21 protein-coding genes are annotated in these 20,157 nt (G+C 37.3%); 12 read left to right on the plus strand and 9 right to left on the minus strand.

The genetic code is table 11. The features are described from left to right. The 4 genes from odhB to BI350_RS09260 all read left to right on the plus strand — a co-directional run bounded on the left by odhB (window position 1) and on the right by BI350_RS09260 (window position 4,449). Window positions 1-1,203, plus strand: coding sequence for a 2-oxoglutarate dehydrogenase complex dihydrolipoyllysine-residue succinyltransferase (gene odhB, locus BI350_RS09245; protein WP_075527836.1), 1,203 nt, complete (start codon window positions 1-3; stop codon window positions 1,201-1,203). 62 nt (window positions 1,204-1,265) lie between these two features. Then, window positions 1,266-1,463: a DUF6501 family protein gene (locus tag BI350_RS09250; RefSeq protein ID WP_075527837.1), complete on the plus strand. Its 198-nt coding sequence runs from the start codon at window positions 1,266-1,268 to the stop codon at window positions 1,461-1,463. Between the two features lie 204 nt (window positions 1,464-1,667). Then, window positions 1,668-2,531, plus strand: coding sequence for an AAA family ATPase (locus BI350_RS09255; RefSeq protein ID WP_075527838.1), 864 nt, complete (start codon window positions 1,668-1,670; stop codon window positions 2,529-2,531). A 10-nt stretch (window positions 2,532-2,541) separates the two neighbouring features. After that, window positions 2,542-4,449: a vWA domain-containing protein gene (locus BI350_RS09260; RefSeq protein ID WP_075527839.1), complete on the plus strand. Its 1,908-nt coding sequence runs from the start codon at window positions 2,542-2,544 to the stop codon at window positions 4,447-4,449. Between the two features lie 229 nt (window positions 4,450-4,678). Here BI350_RS09260 and BI350_RS09265 read toward each other — a convergent pair whose 3' ends face one another. Further along, entirely contained in the window at window positions 4,679-5,875 is a 1,197-nt protein-coding gene (locus BI350_RS09265; protein ID WP_075527840.1) for a toxic anion resistance protein, read from the minus strand. Then, the gene (locus BI350_RS09270) at window positions 5,862-6,524 is read right to left on the minus strand and encodes a 5-bromo-4-chloroindolyl phosphate hydrolysis family protein (protein ID WP_075527841.1); all 663 of its coding nucleotides are present in this window, start codon (window positions 6,522-6,524) and stop codon (window positions 5,862-5,864) included. Before BI350_RS09270 ends, BI350_RS09265 begins: the two co-directional genes overlap by 14 nt. Window positions 6,525-6,749: 225 nt before the next feature. On the opposite strand from BI350_RS09270, the gene BI350_RS09275 reads away from it, so the two are divergent. Together BI350_RS09275 and BI350_RS09280 are read left to right on the plus strand one after the other, a co-directional pair. Continuing rightward, window positions 6,750-7,040: a DUF1033 family protein gene (locus BI350_RS09275; RefSeq protein WP_075527842.1), complete on the plus strand. Its 291-nt coding sequence runs from the start codon at window positions 6,750-6,752 to the stop codon at window positions 7,038-7,040. 313 nt (window positions 7,041-7,353) lie between these two features. After that, on the plus strand, window positions 7,354-7,557 hold the full coding sequence (locus BI350_RS09280) for a cold-shock protein (protein ID WP_075527843.1): 204 nt from the start codon (window positions 7,354-7,356) through the stop codon (window positions 7,555-7,557). A gap of 56 nt (window positions 7,558-7,613) precedes the next feature. Here BI350_RS09280 and BI350_RS09285 read toward each other — a convergent pair whose 3' ends face one another. The 3 genes from BI350_RS09285 to BI350_RS09295 all read right to left on the minus strand — a co-directional run bounded on the left by BI350_RS09285 (window position 7,614) and on the right by BI350_RS09295 (window position 10,911). Beyond that, window positions 7,614-8,324 (minus strand): hypothetical protein, encoded by a 711-nt coding sequence (locus BI350_RS09285; RefSeq protein ID WP_075527844.1) that lies wholly within the window; start codon window positions 8,322-8,324, stop codon window positions 7,614-7,616. 111 nt (window positions 8,325-8,435) lie between these two features. After that, entirely contained in the window at window positions 8,436-9,143 is a 708-nt protein-coding gene (locus tag BI350_RS09290; protein WP_075527845.1) for a hypothetical protein, read from the minus strand. A gap of 160 nt (window positions 9,144-9,303) precedes the next feature. After that, window positions 9,304-10,911 carry an ABC-F family ATP-binding cassette domain-containing protein gene (locus BI350_RS09295; RefSeq protein WP_075527846.1) on the minus strand — a complete coding sequence of 536 codons (1,608 nt, stop codon included), beginning with the start codon at window positions 10,909-10,911 and terminating at the stop codon, window positions 9,304-9,306. A gap of 211 nt (window positions 10,912-11,122) precedes the next feature. Here BI350_RS09295 and BI350_RS09300 point away from each other — a divergent pair, with 211 nt between their 5' ends. Then, entirely contained in the window at window positions 11,123-12,325 is a 1,203-nt protein-coding gene (locus tag BI350_RS09300; protein ID WP_075527847.1) for an MFS transporter, read from the plus strand. Between the two features lie 180 nt (window positions 12,326-12,505). Here BI350_RS09300 and msrA read toward each other — a convergent pair whose 3' ends face one another. Together msrA and BI350_RS16670 are read right to left on the minus strand one after the other, a co-directional pair. Further along, window positions 12,506-12,982, minus strand: a complete 477-nt coding sequence (msrA, locus tag BI350_RS09305; protein WP_075527848.1) for a peptide-methionine (S)-S-oxide reductase MsrA — start codon at window positions 12,980-12,982, stop codon at window positions 12,506-12,508. Between the two features lie 278 nt (window positions 12,983-13,260). Beyond that, window positions 13,261-13,359 carry a YjcZ family sporulation protein gene (locus BI350_RS16670; RefSeq protein ID WP_082295025.1) on the minus strand — a complete coding sequence of 33 codons (99 nt, stop codon included), beginning with the start codon at window positions 13,357-13,359 and terminating at the stop codon, window positions 13,261-13,263. A 278-nt stretch (window positions 13,360-13,637) separates the two neighbouring features. Between BI350_RS16670 and BI350_RS09310 the strand changes: the two genes are divergently transcribed. The 3 genes from BI350_RS09310 to yfkAB all read left to right on the plus strand — a co-directional run bounded on the left by BI350_RS09310 (window position 13,638) and on the right by yfkAB (window position 17,086). Further along, complete coding sequence (locus tag BI350_RS09310) at window positions 13,638-14,597, plus strand: LCP family protein (protein WP_075527849.1); 960 nt, start codon at window positions 13,638-13,640, stop codon at window positions 14,595-14,597. A 30-nt stretch (window positions 14,598-14,627) separates the two neighbouring features. Beyond that, complete coding sequence (locus BI350_RS09315) at window positions 14,628-15,830, plus strand: AI-2E family transporter (RefSeq protein WP_075527850.1); 1,203 nt, start codon at window positions 14,628-14,630, stop codon at window positions 15,828-15,830. A 128-nt stretch (window positions 15,831-15,958) separates the two neighbouring features. Continuing rightward, a complete protein-coding gene (yfkAB, locus tag BI350_RS09320; RefSeq protein WP_075529325.1) occupies window positions 15,959-17,086 on the plus strand; it encodes a radical SAM/CxCxxxxC motif protein YfkAB in 1,128 nt (375 codons plus the stop codon). An 80-nt stretch (window positions 17,087-17,166) separates the two neighbouring features. Here yfkAB and BI350_RS09325 read toward each other — a convergent pair whose 3' ends face one another. Further along, window positions 17,167-17,721 carry an XdhC family protein gene (locus tag BI350_RS09325; RefSeq protein WP_075527851.1) on the minus strand — a complete coding sequence of 185 codons (555 nt, stop codon included), beginning with the start codon at window positions 17,719-17,721 and terminating at the stop codon, window positions 17,167-17,169. A 123-nt stretch (window positions 17,722-17,844) separates the two neighbouring features. On the opposite strand from BI350_RS09325, the gene BI350_RS09330 reads away from it, so the two are divergent. Next, window positions 17,845-18,723 (plus strand): YIEGIA family protein, encoded by an 879-nt coding sequence (locus BI350_RS09330; protein ID WP_075527852.1) that lies wholly within the window; start codon window positions 17,845-17,847, stop codon window positions 18,721-18,723. A gap of 58 nt (window positions 18,724-18,781) precedes the next feature. Beyond that, window positions 18,782-18,970, plus strand: coding sequence for a capping complex subunit for YIEGIA (locus tag BI350_RS09335; protein WP_075527853.1), 189 nt, complete (start codon window positions 18,782-18,784; stop codon window positions 18,968-18,970). 356 nt (window positions 18,971-19,326) lie between these two features. Here the strand turns inward: BI350_RS09335 and BI350_RS09340 are convergent, their stop codons facing one another. Further along, window positions 19,327-20,067 carry a helix-turn-helix domain-containing protein gene (locus tag BI350_RS09340; RefSeq protein WP_075527854.1) on the minus strand — a complete coding sequence of 247 codons (741 nt, stop codon included), beginning with the start codon at window positions 20,065-20,067 and terminating at the stop codon, window positions 19,327-19,329. Between the last annotated feature and the right edge of the window lie 90 nt (window positions 20,068-20,157).

Raw genomic sequence — 20,157 nt, forward strand, 5'->3', positions numbered from 1 at the left:
GTGGCAGAGATTATCGTACCAGAACTTGCAGAATCGATTACAGAAGGAACAGTTTCACGCTGGTTAAAACAACCAGGTGAAGCTGTTGAACGTGGAGAGTTTATCGTTGAACTCGAAACGGATAAAGTTAACGTTGAAATTATTTCGGAAGAAGCTGGAACAGTTCAAGAACTATTAGCAGAAGAAGGCGACACAGTAGAGGTTGGACAAGTTATTGCTATTGTTGGTGAAGGTTCAGGTGCACCAGCAGCGTCCGCACCTAAAGCGGAAGCACAACCTACAAAGGAGGATGCACCGGCTCCAGCAGAAGCAACTGCGACAGCTGACGAACGTACACTTGCAAGTCCAGCGGCTCGTAAACTAGCACGCGAAAAAGGGATTGACTTAGCGGCTATTAATCCAGTAGATCCAATGGGACGCGTGAAAGTACAAGATGTTGAAGCACATGCTACTGCTCCGAAAGCGCCAGCAACTCCAGCGGCTCCAGCACCACAAGTGGATGATGGTCGCGTGACACGTGAAAAAATGACACGCCGTCGTCAAACAATTGCAAAACGTTTACTAGAAGTAAAGCAGTCTACTGCAATGCTAACAACGTTTAACGAGATTGATATGACAAATGTCATGGCGCTTCGTTCACGTAAAAAAGATGAGTTTTTTGAGAAAAATGATGTGCGTCTAGGATTCATGTCATTCTTTACGAAAGCTGTTGTTGCAGCACTGAAAAAGTTTCCATACGTTAACGCTGAAATCGATGGCGATGAAATCGTACTTAAAAACTACTACGATATCGGAATCGCTGTATCTACAGAAGGTGGGCTCGTTGTACCGAACGTTGTCGATGCAGACCGTAAAAACTTTGCAGAGATTGAAGGTTCAATTCGTGAACTCGCAATTAAAGCACGTGACAATAAATTAACAATTGCTGATATGACAGGCGGTTCATTTACGATTACAAACGGCGGCGTATTCGGTTCTCTAATGTCAACACCAATCCTAAATGGTACGCAAGTTGGTATTCTTGGTATGCACACAATTCAAAGACGTCCAGTTGCTGTGGGCGATAATATTGAAATTCGTCCGATGATGTACGTGGCACTCTCTTATGACCACCGCGTTATCGACGGTAAAGATTCAGTAGGGTTCTTAAAAATGGTAAAAGATCTTATCGAAAATCCAGAAGACCTACTACTTGGCTCATAATTAAACATCGGCCCGTTGCATTATGCGGGCCGATTTTGTATTCTTAAATTAGAGGTGATATCATGAATTTCAAAAAATGGCCAGAAGTACCCGCACTTAAAACAGTAGTATGTAAACATACTGACGCGGAAAAATACGTTGTAAACAACGCACTTACTGTCGGAAAAGATTATGAAGTGAAAAATGAAACGGAAGAATTCATATTCGTTATCGATAATAGTGGAAAAGTCGGCGGTTATTATAAAACTTATTTTGAATGACGATTAAAAGTGGAGGGCACCTGTAGTTAGCTATATAAAAAGCGAACAAGAGGCGTTTTTCACCTGCTTGGACTATCTAATGCTGAGCTTAGGGCGTCCTCCATTTCGGTTATTCATATACTCATTATTTTTATAACATTAATCAGCCTGATATCTGCAATATTGCGATAATCGGGCTTTTTATAATAGGAGGCGGCGTTAAGAATGCGGTCAATTATAGAGAAAGAACAACAGAAAAGACAGCAAAAAGAACATACCATACATATGCAACGATTGATCCAAGAAGGGGGCTATATTTCACCTGATGAATATTTATGGGAAGACATCTTGGTCGGTGTTGCCTTAAAGAAACCGATTTTATTAAAAGGACCATCCGGTGCAGGAAAAACAAAGTTAGCCCAATCAATTTCACACTTTTTCAATCAACCGATGCACAGTGTTAACTGTTCGGTAGATTTAGATGCCGAATCTCTACTTGGATTTAAAACAATTGTTCAAAAAGATGGAGAAACCATGATAGAATTTGTTGAAGGTCCTGTCGTCAAAGCGATGAAGGAAGGGCATATTTTATATATTGATGAAATTAACATGGCAAAGCCCGAAACATTGCCGATTTTACATAGTGTACTAGACCATCGTCGGATGTTAACAAATCCTTTTACTGGTGAAGTGATTTATGCACACGAAGATTTCACCGTAATTTCTGCAATTAACGAAGGGTATGTGGGCACATCACCAATGAATGAAGCACTTAAAAACCGATTTATCTCATTTTCTATACCATATCTATCAGGTGAAGAACTAAGAAAAGTAATGGAATCTGATTTTCCAGATGCATCTAAGCAACTGATTGATACAATGATGAATATCGGTAATGAATTAAAGAAACAAGTGATGAATGGGCTATTGTCTGATGAGGCAGCTTCAATTCGTAGTTTACTTGATGCAATCAGTCTTGCGGAGCACATTTCCGTTAAACGTGCGATACGTTATGCGATTGCTGAAAAGTTGGAAGACCAAATCGAGCGTAATTTAATAATGGAACTTGTCGATACATGGGTGAAATGAGGCGATATTCATGGTTAAAATGAACCGATTTATCCAGTTTAATGATGAAACGGTTGATACAAAAACATTAATATTATACGAGCGGTTAGCAAGGGCTTTAGCTGATGCAAATTATTTAGAATTAACCGAACGGAAGTTATTAGAATTTCGTCCTGAGGAAGGTGTATTGTCGATGACAGTGTTTTGGCGTCATCGAGCTGAAGAAATCATGCATGCTGGTCGCCTCTCAGATATTTATTTATTATCTGCTGGATTTTGGAAGCATTTTAACATCCAAACATGGAGAAATTTCACGCTAAACTATGAACATCATACACTCAAACAATTGGCATTCGAACTATTATTAATGCTCGAGGAATTTCGGTTATCAGATAAAATTATGAATGAAAGACCCGGAACAGTCGACGCATTCACAGTTCGAAAAGAGGCATATGTGGCTTTTCATAGAACTGGTGTTCAAACAAACATGCGAATGGGACATCTTGCTGATGCATTATTAAATGAATTATACATCGTTCTATACGAAGGAACTTTTGCTGGATCATCAATTGAATGGGGACCGATTCAATTTGATTTAGTAAAATCAATTTTAGAAAATGCATATGATACGAAAAGTACCGAGGAAAATGTATATGTAGTGAATCGAATCATGACAGTCATTGAAGATTCGATTCAAGCCGACTTACTCCATCAATATTATTCAATCGGTGATGCTTTCACAGGAAAAGAAATCGCGCCGTTTGAATACCATGAAGGAATGCAAGACGCGGAAAGTGGAGAGGAAGATTCAAAAGATACAATCGAGGAAGTCTTTAGAACATGGCATGAGGAAAATGAAGAAGAACAGGGCGTGCACTTACAATTTGAATTGGAACACGGCCGTTCAAGCAAGGCAATAGGCGAGGATGCCACTGAGGGAAGCAATGAAGCGGAAATTGAAGAAACTGGGTATGGTCAATCCGTTGGCGATAAAAGCGAACAAGAAGCCGAAGATGAACGAGAACAAACAGGTGGGCGCGACAACCCCAAAAAACAAGCAGGCCATCAGTTCGGGAAAGAACATCTCAATGTTGTCTATGAAGAACAGATAGTCGAAATCCAAAATGAAATTGAAAATCGTCGAAAACTGCAACTATGGCGTGAATCACAAAAGCCATACGTTCGTTCGTTTGTAGAAGAAATGAGAAAAAGAATAGACTTAAAACAAGAAACTAAAAGGGAACGGCTCATGCACGGTCGACTATCAACAAAATTAACGACTTTATTAATTGATGAGCGCCCGAAACCATTTTATCGAAAAAACGCACCATCTACTCAATTAGATGCAGTGTTCGGTTTACTCGTTGATGGTTCAGCATCCATGATTGATAAATTGGATGAAACAAAAAAAGCCGTGTTGTTATTTCATGATGTGTTACGAGAACTACAAGTGAGCCATGAAATCTCTTCATATGCGGAAGATGCTTTCAAAGCTTCGGCAGAAGTTCAACCGAATATTTTTGGCTTGATGCATACTTTTCAAGATCGAAATTCGGATAGTGGGCTGCCAATTTTATCGTTTGATGCGGGTGAAGATAATCGAGACGGTTTTGCGATACGTTGGATGGCTGATCGTCTTGCACGAAGACCAGAAAAACATAAATTTTTACTTGTTTTCTCTGATGGAGAACCCTCTGCATTTGGGTATGATCGGAATGGTATTGTAGATACAGCGGAAGCCGTTATGGAATCAGAAAAAAGAGGCATCTCAGTTATTCATTTATTTTTAGCTAAAGAAGAACCCACAGAAGATCAAAGAGCCATTTTTTCAATGATATATGGCAATAAAACAGCATCCTCACATACAGTAGAAGGATTTTCAGACCAAACGTTAAGAATTTTGAGGAAACTACTCGCGATTGTGATTCGAACAAACTAAAGTGGGTATTTGCAATAGTAAAACGAGTGTTGTTGTAACGATTTATTCGTAGCAACAACACTCGTTTTAAGTTGTTAAGCTTATTTAACGTTGCTTTCGTTACAAATAAAAAACTGTAAACAGGAAAATCCGTGTTTACAGTTTATAAACTTATTTAATTGGAACAAATCATAAGGGGGAATAATCCTTTGCCTACGAAATCGAAATAGTCAATGGAAAGTTTAAGTTTTTATGAAGATCGATTTTCAGTTTTTTCATGAACTGCCAGTAATCTTTGTTTAAGTTCTTCTTCCATACGCCCAATTTCAATTTCAGCAGCTTTTCGTTTTTCACGGCCATCTGCTTGGATAAGGAGTGTTTCTTCAATCGTCTGAATAAGGTTTTCTTGCGTCTTTTTCAACGTATCGATTTCAATGATTCCACGCTCGTTCTCCTTGGCGGTTTCAATGGAATTCACTTTCAACATTTCTGAGTTTTTAAGGAGTAAATCATTAGTTGTTTTTGTTACCATTTTTTGAGATTCAACTGCTTTTTTCTGTCGATTTAACGTTAATGCAATCGCAATTTGGTTTTTCCATAATGGAATAGAAGTCATTATGGATGATTGAATTTTCTCTGCAAGCGTTTGGTTCGTCTGTTGAATCATACGAATTTGCGGCGCACTTTGTATGGTGATTTGGCGTGACAGCTGTAGATCATACAGACGTTTTTCAAGTCGATCCAAAAATTGTACCATATCATTAACTTCTTGATAAGCCATTTGATCATTCGATAATTCGGCTTCTCTTCGCATTTTTGGAATAATTTCATTCGCAAGTTCATCACGTTTTAATTCTCCAGCAGCGATGTAAACATTTAATGCTTGAAAATATGTTTTGTTTTGCTCGTATAATTGATCGAGCATTTTTACGTCTTCCATTAATCCCATTTTTGAATGCTCTAGTTGAACACCGATTCGATCGATTTGTGTGCTTAACTTTTGATATTTTGTCATCATTTCTTGAATTGATTTAGAAACTCGGCCGAATAAGCGGCTAAGGGCAGATTGTTTCTTTTCACCTAAATCATCTGGATTAATTTCTCCAAGTTTACTCATTAAGTCTTTAAGTATGTCACCAACAGGCCCTACATCCTGGTTTTGGACATGGTCGAGCATTTTATGAGAAAAGCGTGAAAGTTCCCCTTGTGCGTTTGCACCATATGAGATAATTGCTTCATAATTACCAACAGGAATTTGGTCCGCTAATTGAACCGCCTTTTGACGCTCTTCGTCCGATAAACGATCGATTAGTTTGAGGGATGTGTCCGGTTGTTCATTTTTAGTTTGCATTTCTTTAGGTAACAGCGGTTCATTCATATCGAAAGGATTATCGAGTAAATCATCAAATGTTTTAATTTCACTTACAGTATTCTTACTTTCTGTCATGTTCTGTTTCTCCCTTCATTTCTAAAAGAGGTTTATTCTTATTCATCGTCACATCTACAAAATCGATTTCCATTTTTAATGTTTCTATATCTGATGAAATCGCATTTCGTAAATCTCGCTCTAATTGCTCACTAACGTCATTTAAAGTTTCTCTCGTATCTTGCAAAGCCACTTGAATATCTTTATCTTTAAGCGGTTGGTTGACAAGAATTGCATATTTGGATGTTAATTCAACCGCCGAATCTAAATGTGCGTAGAAGAAGTTCTCTACTTGATAAAATTTTTGTGGATTTGTTTTAACGATATTAATAATTTTCCTGGAAAGAAGGTTCATTTCATGTAATTGCCTAAAGGCTTGCACAGATCTAACTTTCCCATAATAACTATTTAAGCGTTTTAATTTTCGTCTAGCCTCATGAAGTTGTCCTTTAATATAATTATACTCAGAACGCTTCATACCTAGTTTTTTTGTCGTTGACTGAATTTGAATCTGCTTTATTGTAAATGAACTAGCGAAATAAATGACGATGAGTAGGCCTGTAGCTGCAAAAAAATTTAAACTAGTGCCAAATAGTAAATAGATCCATGAGCCGAAACTAATGGGGACTGCTATGAAATGTCTCATAAAAAAATGCTTAATTTCTGTCATGTTCAGGCCTCCTTTTATCATATAACTGTAATACGTATTAAAGTCGATTAGGTTTCATATTCCTCTTTAATTATACCCGAAAACCTGTCTACAAACATTCCTTTTGTTTTGCAAAGTGCATTTTAGTGGACTTCATACAGGACTTTGTTAAAATTATACAATATTCTCGAATAATTATTAGCATAGGTTAGAGATTTTTCTCATGAAAAAAGGAGTAGATTCAGTTTGTATGAAGTAATCTATATGAAAGCGGATTTTGAACCGTGGTGGTTGTTTGATGGCTGGGAAGAAAACGTTTTGTCTCGCCAATCATTTCATGATTTGAGCGGTGCAGAAAGCTGTTTAAATGAACTAATCATGAGATTTAGAAAGCGGTACCAACATGAGCGTATGCAAAAACAATGTTTTTACGCATTTTGGTCTGAAGATGAAAAACAATTTTGCGAAGGCTGCGACGATGATTTACAAATTTTCCATGGTATATTTTTGCTTCAGGATGGAAAGCCTTGTATATGATGAAAGTATGAAGCCACGATATACAAGGTTATATCTACATGATGGTTAATTAAACATTCAAAGAATGCTGGAGGGACTTTTACAGCAGATATCATTGAATTTTAAATAATAAATTGAATAATTTGTTATTTTGAATTGACAAATGTTTTATTAATGATATACTTAAGTCAACAATTAAAAGAGACAGTTATCGAAGTAACGTATTCACATATTACAAAAAGTGATCGGCGTTTACGATACTTTTTGTAATATGTGAATTTTTCTTTCAAGAACTTTCTCATATTATAGTATTTATTATTTGGAGGGTTTCAACATGAAACAAGGTACAGTAAAATGGTTTAACGCAGAAAAAGGTTTTGGCTTCATCGAAGTTGAAAACGAAGACGACGTGTTCGTACACTTCTCAGCTATCGAAGGAGAAGGATTCAAGTCACTTGACGAAGGTCAACAAGTTGAATTCGAAGTTGTTGAAGGCGACCGCGGCCCACAAGCTGCAAACGTTGTAAAACTAGTCTAATCTAACTAAAACCAAAAATGAAAGAGGCGTCCTTCTCGGATTGCCTCTTTTTGCCGTTAATGCCCATCAACGGATTCTAACTCGGAAGTGACGGTAAAAGAATTACCTTCAGAGGTTTGAATCGCTTCACGTTTCACTTCACCAAAACCTTGGACAAAATATTTTCGATTAATGGAGTTTTTATCTTTCTTTTCAATGACAATCGCATTTTCAAAAGTTCGAAAAGGGGTCTCAACGGTTTCATCAGTTTTGATAATTGTCCAAAGGTCGAATGTAGCTCCTTTTTCGAATGGCTTTTGTAAATAAATCCCTACAGGTGTCAGCGCGTCTAATTCTTCAATAGAAGGGAATTCATCTTTATAATTAACAGTGGATTCTTCTAACGTGTAGATTTGATTATCTGTTACTTTAAATATCTTTCTCAAAAATACGCCACCATTATCCTCATAAATGATGAAATAATTTTCGTATGGTTGTGCAACTTCGATTGTAAAACCGGCAAATTCATTTCCTTCACCTTTATAGTGGGCTTTTGTTCCATCTTTTAGAAAAAAATCACGAAGGGGTACGGTTGTTTCGTCATTTTGATGGGGAAGGCCTTCGTTTGTACCTTGCTCACCACCTTGGTTTTTCTGCGCTGTTTCTTTAGAAGTGATATTCGTCCCATCTTTTATCGAAACATCTTTATCTTTCACGGCTTTATCAGCACAGCCAGTTACCAATAAAGCCAAGGTGAGTACAATGATTAAATAGTTGGCTTTTTTCAATTTTGAATCCTCCTTTTATTACGTTATCCCCCAAAACTATGAATTCATACAGATTTATTAACATGAAAAAATCCGTTAGCCCAATAAGGAGGTAACGGATTATTACAGATTTTATTCAATTGATTCAAGTGCTGAGGTGACGATAAAATCTTCTGCCTCATCGCTTTCCATAATCGATTTTCTTAATACTTCTCCGTATCCAGGGACTAAGTATTTAAAGTTTGTAAATCCACTGCCCGCCATTTCTAATACAAGTGCATTGTCGAAAGTTTGCAAAGGTGTTTCAACAGTAGCGTCTGTTTCGATAATTGACCAACCATCAAACTGAGTTCCAATAACTAATGGTTTTTGCAAATAAATTTCTTTGACTTTTAATTGATTTAACGTCTCTTCATCAGGTAAAGATTTATCGACATCGATTGGATCTTCGGCTAACAAGACAATTTTGTTTTCTTCAATCCGATATACTTTTCGTAATTCCACGCCACCATTGTTCTCATCAACGATAATATAGTTATTACCGATTGTATGAACTTCAATAGTAAATTCGGCAAATTCATTTCCTTCACCTTTATAATGGGCCTTGGAACCATTTGGTAAGAAATAATTGATTAGCTGGACTTCATCATCTTTGTTTTGATTAGGTTTGTCTGTTTTGTCTTCTTTGTTTACATCCACCTCTTTTTCTTTATTTATTTGTTGATTAGATGATGTTTTTTTATCAACTTCACCATTATCTTTCGGCGCTTCTTTTGCTGAGCAAGCGACGAGTATACAGACAAGGAATGAAATAAATAAAGTTTTCGTTGTTCTTTTCATCCAAGATCACTTCCTTTATTCAATTAATTACCTTTATGATAATAAAATAAACCTAAAGAATAAAGGTACGTGGAAAGAAATTTGAAGTGTACTTAGAAGTGAATACGCTAAATTTAATTTACAAAAAACGCCTTCCATATAAAAAGGAAGGCGATCATGTTTAGTTCTTTTCTGTTTGCTTTGCTGACCATTCAAGGTATTCTTCATAAGTCATTAATCTATCGATAATGGTTCCATCTTCGCGGATTTCAATAATCCGATTGGCGATTGTTTGAATAAACTGATGGTCATGAGATGTAAATACCATTGCACCTTTAAATGCAGTCAACCCATTGTTTAGCGATTGAATGGATTCTAAATCCAAGTGGTTTGTAGGTTCATCCAGTAAAAGGACGTTCGCATTTGTGAGCATCATTTTAGATAGCATGCAGCGTACTTTTTCGCCTCCAGAAAGAACGGAAGGCTTTTTCTTTACTTCTTCTCCAGAGAAGAGCATACGGCCTAAGAAACCTCTAAGGAATGTTTCAGTTTCATCTTCAGGAGAATATTGACGTAGCCATTCGACTAACGTACTCTCGGACCCTTGGAAAAACTCTGAGTTATCAATAGGGAAGTACGCATGTGTTGTTGTAACGCCCCATTTTATTGAACCCGTATCTGGCTCTGTTACTTCCGCTAGAACATCAAGTAAAGCAGACTTTGCAAGTGGGTTACCGAGGAGGATGATTTTATCCTCTCGTCCCATTGAAAAGTTCACGTTATCAAGTAATTTTACGCCATCGATTGTCTTCGAAACGTCTTTGACTGTAACAACGTCATTTCCAATTTCACGTCCAATTTGGAAGTTAACATATGGATAACGTCTTGATGAAGGTTTAATGTCATCTAGCTCAATTTTATCGAGCGTCTTTTTACGTGAAGTCGCTTGTCGAGATTTAGAAGCGTTCGCACTAAATCGGGCAATAAAGGCCTCAAGCTCTTTAATCTTCTCTTCTTTTTTCTTGTTTTGGTCTTGTGCCATTTTAAGCGCAAGTTGACTTGATTCGTACCAGAAATCATAGTTTCCTGGGTAAATTTGAATCTTACCGAAATCAAGGTCTGCAATTTGAGTACAAACATTGTTTAGGAAATGTCTATCGTGAGAAACAACGATAACCGTGTTGTCGAAATCAATTAAGAAATCTTCTAACCAACGAATCGCTTGTATGTCAAGGTGGTTGGTCGGCTCATCTAGCAGTAATACATCTGGCTTACCGAATAAAGCTTGAGCAAGAAGCACTTTAACTTTGTCGGCACCTTTTAGTTCGGACATTTTTAGGTGGTGCATTGATTCAGGAATCCCTAAACCTTGAAGTAAAATCGCTGCTTCGGATTCAGCTTCCCATCCATTTAAATCAGCAAATTCACCCTCAAGCTCAGCTGCACGCATACCATCTTCGTCAGAAAAATCTTCTTTCATATAAATCGCATTTTTTTCATTCATAATGTCATAAAGTTTTTTATGTCCCATAATAACTGTTTCAAGTACTTCGTTTTCTTCATATTCGAAATGGTTTTGTTTAAGAACGGCCATCCGCTCATCTGGGTTCATACTTACATTTCCTGTTTGTGGTTCAATTTCACCTGATAATACTTTCAAAAACGTTGATTTTCCTGCACCGTTCGCTCCGATTAAGCCGTAACAGTGGCCAGGATTGAATTGTATATTAACATCTTCAAAAAGTTTGCGATCCGCAAATTGAAGACTAACATTATTAACTGCAATCATTTGACTCCTCCTAAATTCACAATGCAATAATTATAACATGATTTACAAGTAGAATGGAACGTCTAAAGTTAATAGTTTAACACATAATCGTAAATCTTAAAATGTAAATGGATAAGTAGCTTGAGCAAGTAAGCTAGGGTAAACTGAAGTAGTAAGTTGTAATGACAATTTATGATGAAATAAAAACTCCATCTAGAAAGGACTATTCTTATTGTCTGATACAAATAAAAAAACAAATATAATTCTTCTATTAATAACGATTTTTGCGATTTCAATTAATTTACGTCCCGCGATTACGTCGATTGGACCTATGTTAGAAACCATTCGTGATCAACTATCGCTATCAAATGCTCAAGTTAGTCTGCTTACCGCTGTTCCGGTCATTGGTATGGGTATATTTGCAATGTTATCTCCTATTCTTAACCGATTGTTCGGACTCAAACAGACGATGTACGTGATGCTTCTATTAATTGGGTTAATGACTGCATTACGTGGGTTTATATCGGGATATTTTATTTTGTTAAGTACCGCACTCATCGTTGGAATCGCAATTGCAATTGTTGGACCTTTATTATCTGCAATGATAAAACAAAATTTCCCTGATCGTGCGGCGTCTGTAATTGGTGTTTATTCATTTGGCATGGGAGTTGGATCTGCGGCAAGTGCAGGGCTAACAGCAGTATTCTATGAATCAACAAAGTCTTATCAGTTTGCATTAAGCATTTGGTCTGTCCTCGCGATTATAGGCCTTCTTTGTTGGTTTTTGACGATGAGAGGCTATGCAGAGGTTAGGCTTAAAAATGCAAATGATAAAATAGGCAGCTCAAAAAAAAGCGTTTCACCTTGGAACTCTAAAAAAGCCTGGCTATTTTTATTGTTTTTCGGATTACAATCTTCCGCATTCTTTTCAATCATTACTTGGCTAGCACCGATAGCCATTGCTTCCGGAATGAGTTTATTGCAGGCAGGGACTTTATTAAGTGTGATGACAACCGTTCAAATCTTTTTGAATATATTAATACCACTGGCAATGGAACGTTTTGGTTCTAGACGCTTTTGGTTATTATTGATGGTCATTTCTGGAATGATTTCGATTGTCTGTTTCTGGACGGGTATCTATCCACTTATGTGGGTAGGGGCCTTTATTATGGGTATTCCGTTAGGCGGTTTGTTCCCGGTTGCGTTACTTTTACCGCTGGATGAAACGGAAAACGCACAGGATGCCAACGCGTGGACAGCGATGATGCAGACAGGGGGATTTGTGATGGGGGGCTTATTGCCACTCGTTATTGCGCTCGTGTATGATTATACAGCGGATCATCACTTAACGTTTATCATTATGATGTCGCTTTATGTGATGATGCTCATCCTATCGTTTCTGATTGAGAATAAAAAGCAGGAAGTGGCTACTTAATATTTGGGCATGCTTTCTACAGATCATTCTTTAAAAACAATACGTATACAAAAAGAGCTGTACAGAATTCTGCGACAGCTCTGTTCTTTTTCATGTAAATCATTCAATCAACCGTTTCAAATCTTTCCAAGTTTCTAGAACTTCATCTAGAACAGGAAGAAAAATAATATGTCTACTCTTTTAAGACCAATATTGCTGAATAAACTCATCTCGACCTGAACGTGCTCGGTCCTCGGCATAATGTTCTTTTTCTTTTATGTAATAATCCTGGTGGTATTCTTCTGCCCGGTAAAATGTTTCCGCCGGTCGAATCGGGGTGACGATTGGCTTGTCGAATTTACCACTTGCAGCGAGATTTTCTTTGGACTGCTCTGCTACTTTACGATGTTCATCAGAATAATAAAAGATAGCAGTGGAATAGGAGTGTCCCCGGTCCTGAAATTGTCCGTCTGCATCAGTTGGATCTATTTGTTGCCAAAATATATCAAGTAACTTTTCATATGTAAAAACTGCAGGATCAAACGTAATTTCAACAACTTCTAAATGGCCAGAATCGCCTTTTTTCACATCTTCATAGGTAGGGTTTTCTACATGGCCACCCATATAGCCCGATACTACATCAATTATGCCATCCCACTCTTTAAATGGCTTCACCATACACCAAAAGCAACCTCCGGCAAATGCCGCTTTTGAAACTAACTGATTTGTCAATTTAAACAACGCCTTTCAACTATTTTATCTCTAGTTATCAGTATAGCATAATTGGAATCATGTAAATATTCGTTTGACTTTTCGGGCGTCATTTAATCAAAATTTGGCTGACTAAACGAGTGGATAGTCGTTCAGACTTACTATAATAAAAAAAGAGCGCTTGAAAAAGCGCCCTAATCATTTGGAGTGCCTATGAGCGGTTCATTTGTGTAATAAGTTTTCCATTAGTAAATATAGCTAGCTCCAATGATGATTAATAAAATGAAAAGCACGACAAGTAGAGCAAATGAGGACCCAACTCCACCTCTGTATTCATTGCCCATTAAGGCCACCACCTTTCGTTAACCTATTCGTAGCATATGCAGTGTGAGTAATGAAAAATGGGGGAATGTCATGGTCAAGTCTAAGATACAAGTTATTTTATTCATATTTATTGCATTGATTAAACAATCGATTTCAATCAATCATTCTTTTTATCTTTTTCCTGAAGCAAATTGACCAATAGGAATGATTATCTCATGATATGATAAAAGGGAATAATGAAACCATTCAAAGGTACAGAACGTTCTATGGTAAGAGATTAATTTATGGAGGAATTACAATGGAAGAGCATCATGACGAGCCTATATTAAGAAGAAGGAGAAAGAAAAAACTGCGCATTGGTCGAGTCATTTTCACACTCATTTTTCTTTTCTGTATCGCGGCGGGGATTTATTCGCTCGTACAATTTAATTTTGGAAAATCTATTGCTGAAGGAAATGAGATTAAGCCTGGAACTTTTGAAGCTGATAGTCTGAATCCAAACTTTCCATCTATTGAAAATTATTTGCTCTTAGGCATTGACGATGATGGGAGTGGAAAATCAAGAACTGATACTATGATGGTTTTATCTTGGGATAAAAAAGAAGGGACTATGCGTGTGATTTCATTTATGCGTGACATATACGCAGAAATTCCTGGCTATAAGTCTTATAAATTAAATACTGCTTATTATTTAGGTGGCGTTCAAACGACGAAAGATACCATTACCGGGATGTTTGGTTTGCCCATTCATCACTATGCGATTGTAGACTTTGACAATTTCGAGTCGATTGTCGATATCGCTTTTCCTCAAGGTGTAGAAATCAATGTGCAAAAAGAGATGTCCGAACAAATTGGTGTTACCTTAACGCCTGGCTTGAAAAAATTAAATGGACAAGAGTTACTTGGCTATGCCAGATTTAGGGCGGATGCAGAAGGTGATTTTGGCCGCGTTGCCCGACAACAGGAAGTGATTACTGCAATAAAAAAAGAAGCGATGAACCCGACGATGATCTTGCGCGCGCCTAAACTTGTAGGAGCACTTTCAGGATTTATCGAAACAGATTTAACAGCAAAAGATGAAATTGCACGTGTACTGCCAATTTTATTTAGCAAAGGCATCGATGTTGAAACGATGACAGTTCCAGTTGAAGGTAGCTATTCATTCAATTCTTATCGCCATGCGGGTTCTGTGATTGAAATTAATCTTGAAAAAAATAAAGAAGCTATTGCTACATTTTTAAACATGCCATTAAACTAAATGTTCGTTTGGAAAGAGGGAGGGATACTTATGGAGAGTAATGGACGAGAGAACCGTCATCAAATAAATGAAAAAAAGGGGAATATTATTTCCTTTTTAGGAGGGAAAAGTACACTTTTTGTACTCGTTTCTATTTTACTTGTCGGGTTAATTATATTTGTTTTTAAACAAATCCCTTTTGTGTTTTATCCACTTTCTGTCTTGTTTTCAACAGTTGTTTTGCCAGTTATCCTTGCGATGATCGGTTATTATTTACTAAGGCCCGTATTACGTTTATTAGAGAAAGCAAAAATACCGAGAATGTGGGGAATTCTCATTTTATTTCTTGCAACCGGAGGGCTAATTACATTACTAATATTCCTAGTCGTCCCGTTTTTAAAAATTCAATTTCATAATCTTGTAGATGATTTCCCAACATATTTTAAAAAGTTGACATTGACGATTGATCATTTTTTAAGAACGTCTATTTTTTCCTCATTTTACGAGAGTTTAGATATTAATCTCGCATCTTTAGTCGATACTGCGCCAAGTAACATCGGAAAAACAATAACGGATGCAGTTGGCGGCATTGCGGTCGGGGTCACTTCATTTGTTAGCGCATTAACTGGATTTGTTTTGGCAATAGTCACGGTCCCGTTTATCTTGTTTTATTTATTAAAAGATGGCGAAAAATTACCGAAAGTATTTATCAATATGTTACCGCCTCGAATGAGAGATGATGCACGGGATATTGTGAAACAAACAGACCATCAAATTAGTTCATACATCCAAGGTCAAATACTTGTAGCGATTTGTATCGGTGTCATGGTATCGATTGGATTTTTCATTATCGGTATGGATTACGCACTTCTATTAGGTGTGTTGGCTATGTTTACAAGTGTTGTTCCGTACTTAGGCCCATTAATTGCGATTACCCCTGCAGTTATAATTGCAGTTGTCACTTCTCCATTTATGATCGTAAAGCTTGCGATTGTCTGGACAATTGTTCAATTAATTGATGGGAAATTTATTTCACCGCAAATTATGGGGAAGTCATTACAAATTCATCCGATTACAATTATTTTCGTGTTGTTAACGGCTGGCTCATTGTTTGGTGTGGCGGGGGTTATTCTTGGGATTCCAGGATTTGCAGTCCTCAAAGTATTTGTCCAACATTTTTTTAGGTTGTATAAACTTCGCTATAATCGATACGCTACAGATAGTCGCTATCAATATAAAGACGTGGAGCGATAGACAGGAAAAAGTTATCAAATTCCCAATTTTTTACTAACACGCCTTGCTTAACTTTAATTCGAGGTGCATACTTAAATATGTTGCAATGCCAACAGTAGTTTTATAATCAAGGAGCTTGTGAACATATGATGAGTAAAGAAATGAAGATTCTGACGATGACGCCTACAAATGATCCGTGGGAAGCTTATTTGGATATTGAACAGCATGGTAAATTTACATTGTCGAGTATTGAATTTACGACAACGTATTTATGTAATATGCGCTGTGAACATTGCGCGGTTGGAGATATGTTGCAAATGAAGGATCCAGAGGGATTGCCGCTTGAGTTACTTATTAAGCGTTTGGATGAGATTCCAAATTTGCGCACATTTAGTATTACCGGCGGAGAGCCGATGTTCTCAAAAAAGTCGATTGAAGAATATGTGTTGCCACTGTTGCAATATACACATAGACGAGGCATTCGTTCTCAGTTAAATTCAAATCTGACGATGCCGCTAGATCGGTATATGGAAATTGCACCTTATTTAGATGTACTACATATTTCTCATAACTGGGGAACAATTGATGATTTTGTAGAGGGCGGATTTGCGAATATGCAACGAAAACCTTCTAGTGAACGACGAGCGGCACAGTTTGAAAGAATGATTGAAAATAGCCGTGCGTTGGCAGAGGCGGGGGTCATGGTTTCCGCCGAAACGATGTTAAATAAACGGACATACCCTCATTTAGCTCACATCCATAAACAAGTTATTGAAGAAATGAAATGTGCACGACATGAGATTCACCCAATGTATCCAGTTTCAAGTGCTGCGAACTTAGAAGTTTTATCATTAGATCAAACAAGAGAAGCGATACACCAGTTACTTGATATTCGAGATGAAGACGTATGGATGTTATTTGGCACATTACCATTTTATCCGTGTAGTGACAATCAAGAAGACTTAGCACTATTAGAACGGATTTACTCTAGCAAAAATGTGTCAGTACGAAATGATCCAGATGGACGTTCACGATTAAACGTTAATATTTTCACAGGAGATGTGATTGTGACTGACTTTGGCGATACGCCTCCGATGGGGAATATTCAAACAGATTCATTGCCTATCATGCTAGAACGGTGGCTAGAGAGACCGCTTGCACAAACGGTCTCATGTCATTGTCCGGCAGTTCGTTGCTTAGGGCCTAATTTATTAGTAAAAGATGCTTACTACCATGAAATGGATTTCCGAAATAGGAAGGCACGGATTAGTTACTAACAAAAACTCCCATTTATTCATTTAAATGGGAGTTTTACTGTTTTCTTAATTAACTTCAAAAATACGGTATTTATCTTCAGTTATGGCCAAATCAATTGTATAAAATATGTTTGAGTCCCAAAATTTTTTTGTCCAACAATCTTTTGTGATGGTTTTGCATGAATCCATTCCCAATCGGCATCACTATCCCAAAAACCAAAAGTATCTTCATCTTGATGCGAAAATATATACTGTGAAAGATCATTTATTGACTGGATATATAAAATGGGTGTCATTTTACGTAATGTTTCATTCATCGAGGTAAGTATCTTTTGAAAGTTTTCGTCTATGTCACGTAATAGAATATGCACAATGCCGTGACATCCCGCGCCGCGTCCACAATCTGCCTCATCTTCCTTACTCAAATCATAAGAAATAACTTCTGTTTGGCCAGTGCGGAATAATCTTCCTGACCTGTTATGTAAATCATTTTCAAAAGAACCCTGATTTAAAATACCGATTGGCCTATCACCTTCGATAAACAACATCCAAGCTCCTTCTTGATACGCAGAACCTTCTCCATCGACAATCACTGCCAATACCATCGCCTTTTGTGTTGTGATGATTTTGCTGATAAGATTTTCAATTTTCACCATGAATAACCTTCCTTTCCGTGTTCATACTTGCCAATGTTTAACTTTTCTATGCGCACATTGCACTCCGTATTATAATCTTTTATTTATTTGGTTAACCTAGATGTACTGAAAGGAGATTATAGGATGGTCCAATACTTACTTCCAGTTGTACTAGGAATCTTCTTTGGATTCATGTCGCGCCTTATGTTACTTCGCACGGATTTTAGGCAATATCCAACATATCCGCAAGGCCGGCTAATTCACTTATCCTTTGGATTCATTGCAGCTTTTATCGGTGCCGTCGTAATTCCTGCTGTACTTGAATCAGATTGGACAGCCGTGACCTTCTTTGGACTTGCGGCAACGCAATTTCGGGAAGTTCGAAAAATGGAAAGGGAAACATTAGAGAAAATTGATGAAAGTGAACTTGTGAAACGAGGTACTCCGTTTATTGAAGGGATGGCACAAGCTTTTGAAAGTAGAAATTACTTAGTCATGTTTACGGGGCTTGTGACTTCACTATTTACTGTATATTCAATTTGGTTTGGAATTATCAGCGGAATTGTGATGCTTTTCGTTTCGAAAGGCAGAATGTCCGGTAACGTAATCTCAAGTATTGCGGACGTCTCAGAAGGGGAGATTCGTTTTGAAGGTCCAACCTTATATGTAGACAATATTATCATTAAAAATGTCGGTTTAGAACAGACAAGAAAAATGATTCAAGAACGAGCAGTTGGTGCCATTCTGACGCCGAACAATCAAAATAGTATTGTTACGTTATCTCACCTTGGACAGCGTCAAGCAATTTTACACCAGGTTGCAACTGTACTAGGTGCATTTATAGATTCGGGCGAACCAGGGCTCATACCGCTTGCAAAACGGGATCTAGAAGATGGTAGAATTGCTTTATTTATTATGCCAAGAGAAAAAGAATTTCATCAAATTAAAACAGTCATTGAACAAGTTCCAGTGCTAGATAGTGCTCTGCGGATGCCAAGAAAGGCGGATAAAGGTAAATCATGAAACTTCGTACTAGGGGATGTTTAGAAGGTTGGGATTATATGAGTAGAGGTGGAACTAGATGAGTACAGAGACAGAAATCGTAGCAATTGTCACAACAAAAAAAGAGATGCTACAAGGCGGAGGCGCACCTGTTTTCATTGTCAATGAAAATAAAGAATTGCAAGAAACAGCGATGAACCTAGAAAAGATTTTAGATGCAGAAACCCATGAAATTAGTCCAACGACATTAATACTCGTGGCACGTTAATTGATATAGAGATGTAAAGGGCAAAGTAAGCTAAAATGGTACCCATCAAATATCTCATACAACAATTTGTCAAGAAGACGTAGTAAAAAAAGTCTGTCACAAGCTAGTTTCGAAGCGTAATGGAAACTGGCTTTTTTTGTGAAAGAAAATAAATGAGTCTTATGGATAATGATTCATCTCACTTGGCAACAGATCTTTTCATGGAATTAGCTTCACTATTCTCCATAACATTTCAACTACACTAAGGGAAATCGTAAAGGATTTCCCGGGCAACTATTTTTTTCGACATAAAATATGACTGGTGCCTGTCACTCACTCAATTCAGACACTATTCAGATAACTGTGGTGCGAATCATCTACGGCATTTTCACTTCCATCGGTTCGTCATAAGCCATAAAAGCATCCGCAAATAAAGCTTTGTCGGTTAATTCACGGAAGATGCCGTCGTAATAGCCAATCAGGTTATGGATGTTTTTTCTTTTAGTTGCTTGGAATAAGACGCGAACTGCTTGTATTGCGATTGTTTTTAAAAGTTCCCCTTTATCCGCGTGAATCTCGAATTTCATAAGTTTCGTGGTGTGTACACGATAAATGCCGTAAAGTTTGCTGGCAAGACCTTCATGATGATTTCCTGTGTAGGATTTAACCAAATCTTTGATACGTGAGTAAAGTGTGATTGGAATCATAGGTTCTTCAACAATTGGTTGATTTGGATCATGACTTGGTTCTGTTTTTGTCACTTGCTCATGTTTCGGTTCAGGAAGTTTTATTTGTTTATATGGTAGAAAAATATAAAGATTGGCACCTTGTCCACCTGTTTTCTCCCGTGAAAATACTTGTCTTTTAAGTATTTGTAATCGCTCCAATTTCTCGACTGAGCGGCGAACAGTGCGGTCTGATTTTTGTAAAGCCTTTGCAATCGTTCCTACTTTTAAGTGCGCAACACCGGGATATTTCACTGCATATCGGCTTAACATCGTCAGTACGTTTAGATCCGTATCGTTTAATTGATATCTGTGATCATTTAAATGCGAAGCGATTGCCTCGTTTAGTTCAAATTTATTTGCGAATGATTGGTATTTGCTTAAATAATTCATGGATGATCGGCCCCTTTTAGATTCCTGTCACTCTTTATATAGATTGGAATTTGGAAAAGGGATACATTTTTTGAAAATTAATTTAAAAAA

The organism is Sporosarcina ureilytica, from assembly GCF_001753205.1.
In the GTDB taxonomy this organism is placed as follows: Bacteria; Bacillota; Bacilli; order Bacillales_A; family Planococcaceae; genus Sporosarcina; species Sporosarcina ureilytica.

What these genes read in the sequence shown, in the direction of transcription:
- msrA (WP_075527848.1), bottom strand. Translation starts at nt 12,982, where the DNA reads ATGGTGAAGCCATTTAAAGAGTGGGATGGCATAATTGATGTAGTATCG.
- BI350_RS09330 (WP_075527852.1), top strand. Translation starts at nt 17,845, where the DNA reads ATGGTCCAATACTTACTTCCAGTTGTACTAGGAATCTTCTTTGGATTC.
- BI350_RS09270 (WP_075527841.1), bottom strand. Translation starts at nt 6,524, where the DNA reads ATGACAGAAATTAAGCATTTTTTTATGAGACATTTCATAGCAGTCCCC.
- BI350_RS09260 (WP_075527839.1), top strand. Translation starts at nt 2,542, where the DNA reads ATGGTTAAAATGAACCGATTTATCCAGTTTAATGATGAAACGGTTGAT.
- BI350_RS09335 (WP_075527853.1), top strand. Translation starts at nt 18,782, where the DNA reads ATGAGTACAGAGACAGAAATCGTAGCAATTGTCACAACAAAAAAAGAG.
- BI350_RS09265 (WP_075527840.1), bottom strand. Translation starts at nt 5,875, where the DNA reads ATGACAGAAAGTAAGAATACTGTAAGTGAAATTAAAACATTTGATGAT.
- BI350_RS09280 (WP_075527843.1), top strand. Translation starts at nt 7,354, where the DNA reads ATGAAACAAGGTACAGTAAAATGGTTTAACGCAGAAAAAGGTTTTGGC.
- BI350_RS09255 (WP_075527838.1), top strand. Translation starts at nt 1,668, where the DNA reads ATGCGGTCAATTATAGAGAAAGAACAACAGAAAAGACAGCAAAAAGAA.
- BI350_RS09325 (WP_075527851.1), bottom strand. Translation starts at nt 17,721, where the DNA reads ATGGTGAAAATTGAAAATCTTATCAGCAAAATCATCACAACACAAAAG.
- BI350_RS09295 (WP_075527846.1), bottom strand. Translation starts at nt 10,911, where the DNA reads ATGATTGCAGTTAATAATGTTAGTCTTCAATTTGCGGATCGCAAACTT.
- yfkAB (WP_075529325.1), top strand. Translation starts at nt 15,959, where the DNA reads ATGAGTAAAGAAATGAAGATTCTGACGATGACGCCTACAAATGATCCG.
- BI350_RS16670 (WP_082295025.1), bottom strand. Translation starts at nt 13,359, where the DNA reads ATGGGCAATGAATACAGAGGTGGAGTTGGGTCCTCATTTGCTCTACTT.
- BI350_RS09250 (WP_075527837.1), top strand. Translation starts at nt 1,266, where the DNA reads ATGAATTTCAAAAAATGGCCAGAAGTACCCGCACTTAAAACAGTAGTA.
- BI350_RS09340 (WP_075527854.1), bottom strand. Translation starts at nt 20,067, where the DNA reads ATGAATTATTTAAGCAAATACCAATCATTCGCAAATAAATTTGAACTA.
- BI350_RS09310 (WP_075527849.1), top strand. Translation starts at nt 13,638, where the DNA reads ATGGAAGAGCATCATGACGAGCCTATATTAAGAAGAAGGAGAAAGAAA.
- BI350_RS09315 (WP_075527850.1), top strand. Translation starts at nt 14,628, where the DNA reads ATGGAGAGTAATGGACGAGAGAACCGTCATCAAATAAATGAAAAAAAG.
- BI350_RS09290 (WP_075527845.1), bottom strand. Translation starts at nt 9,143, where the DNA reads ATGAAAAGAACAACGAAAACTTTATTTATTTCATTCCTTGTCTGTATA.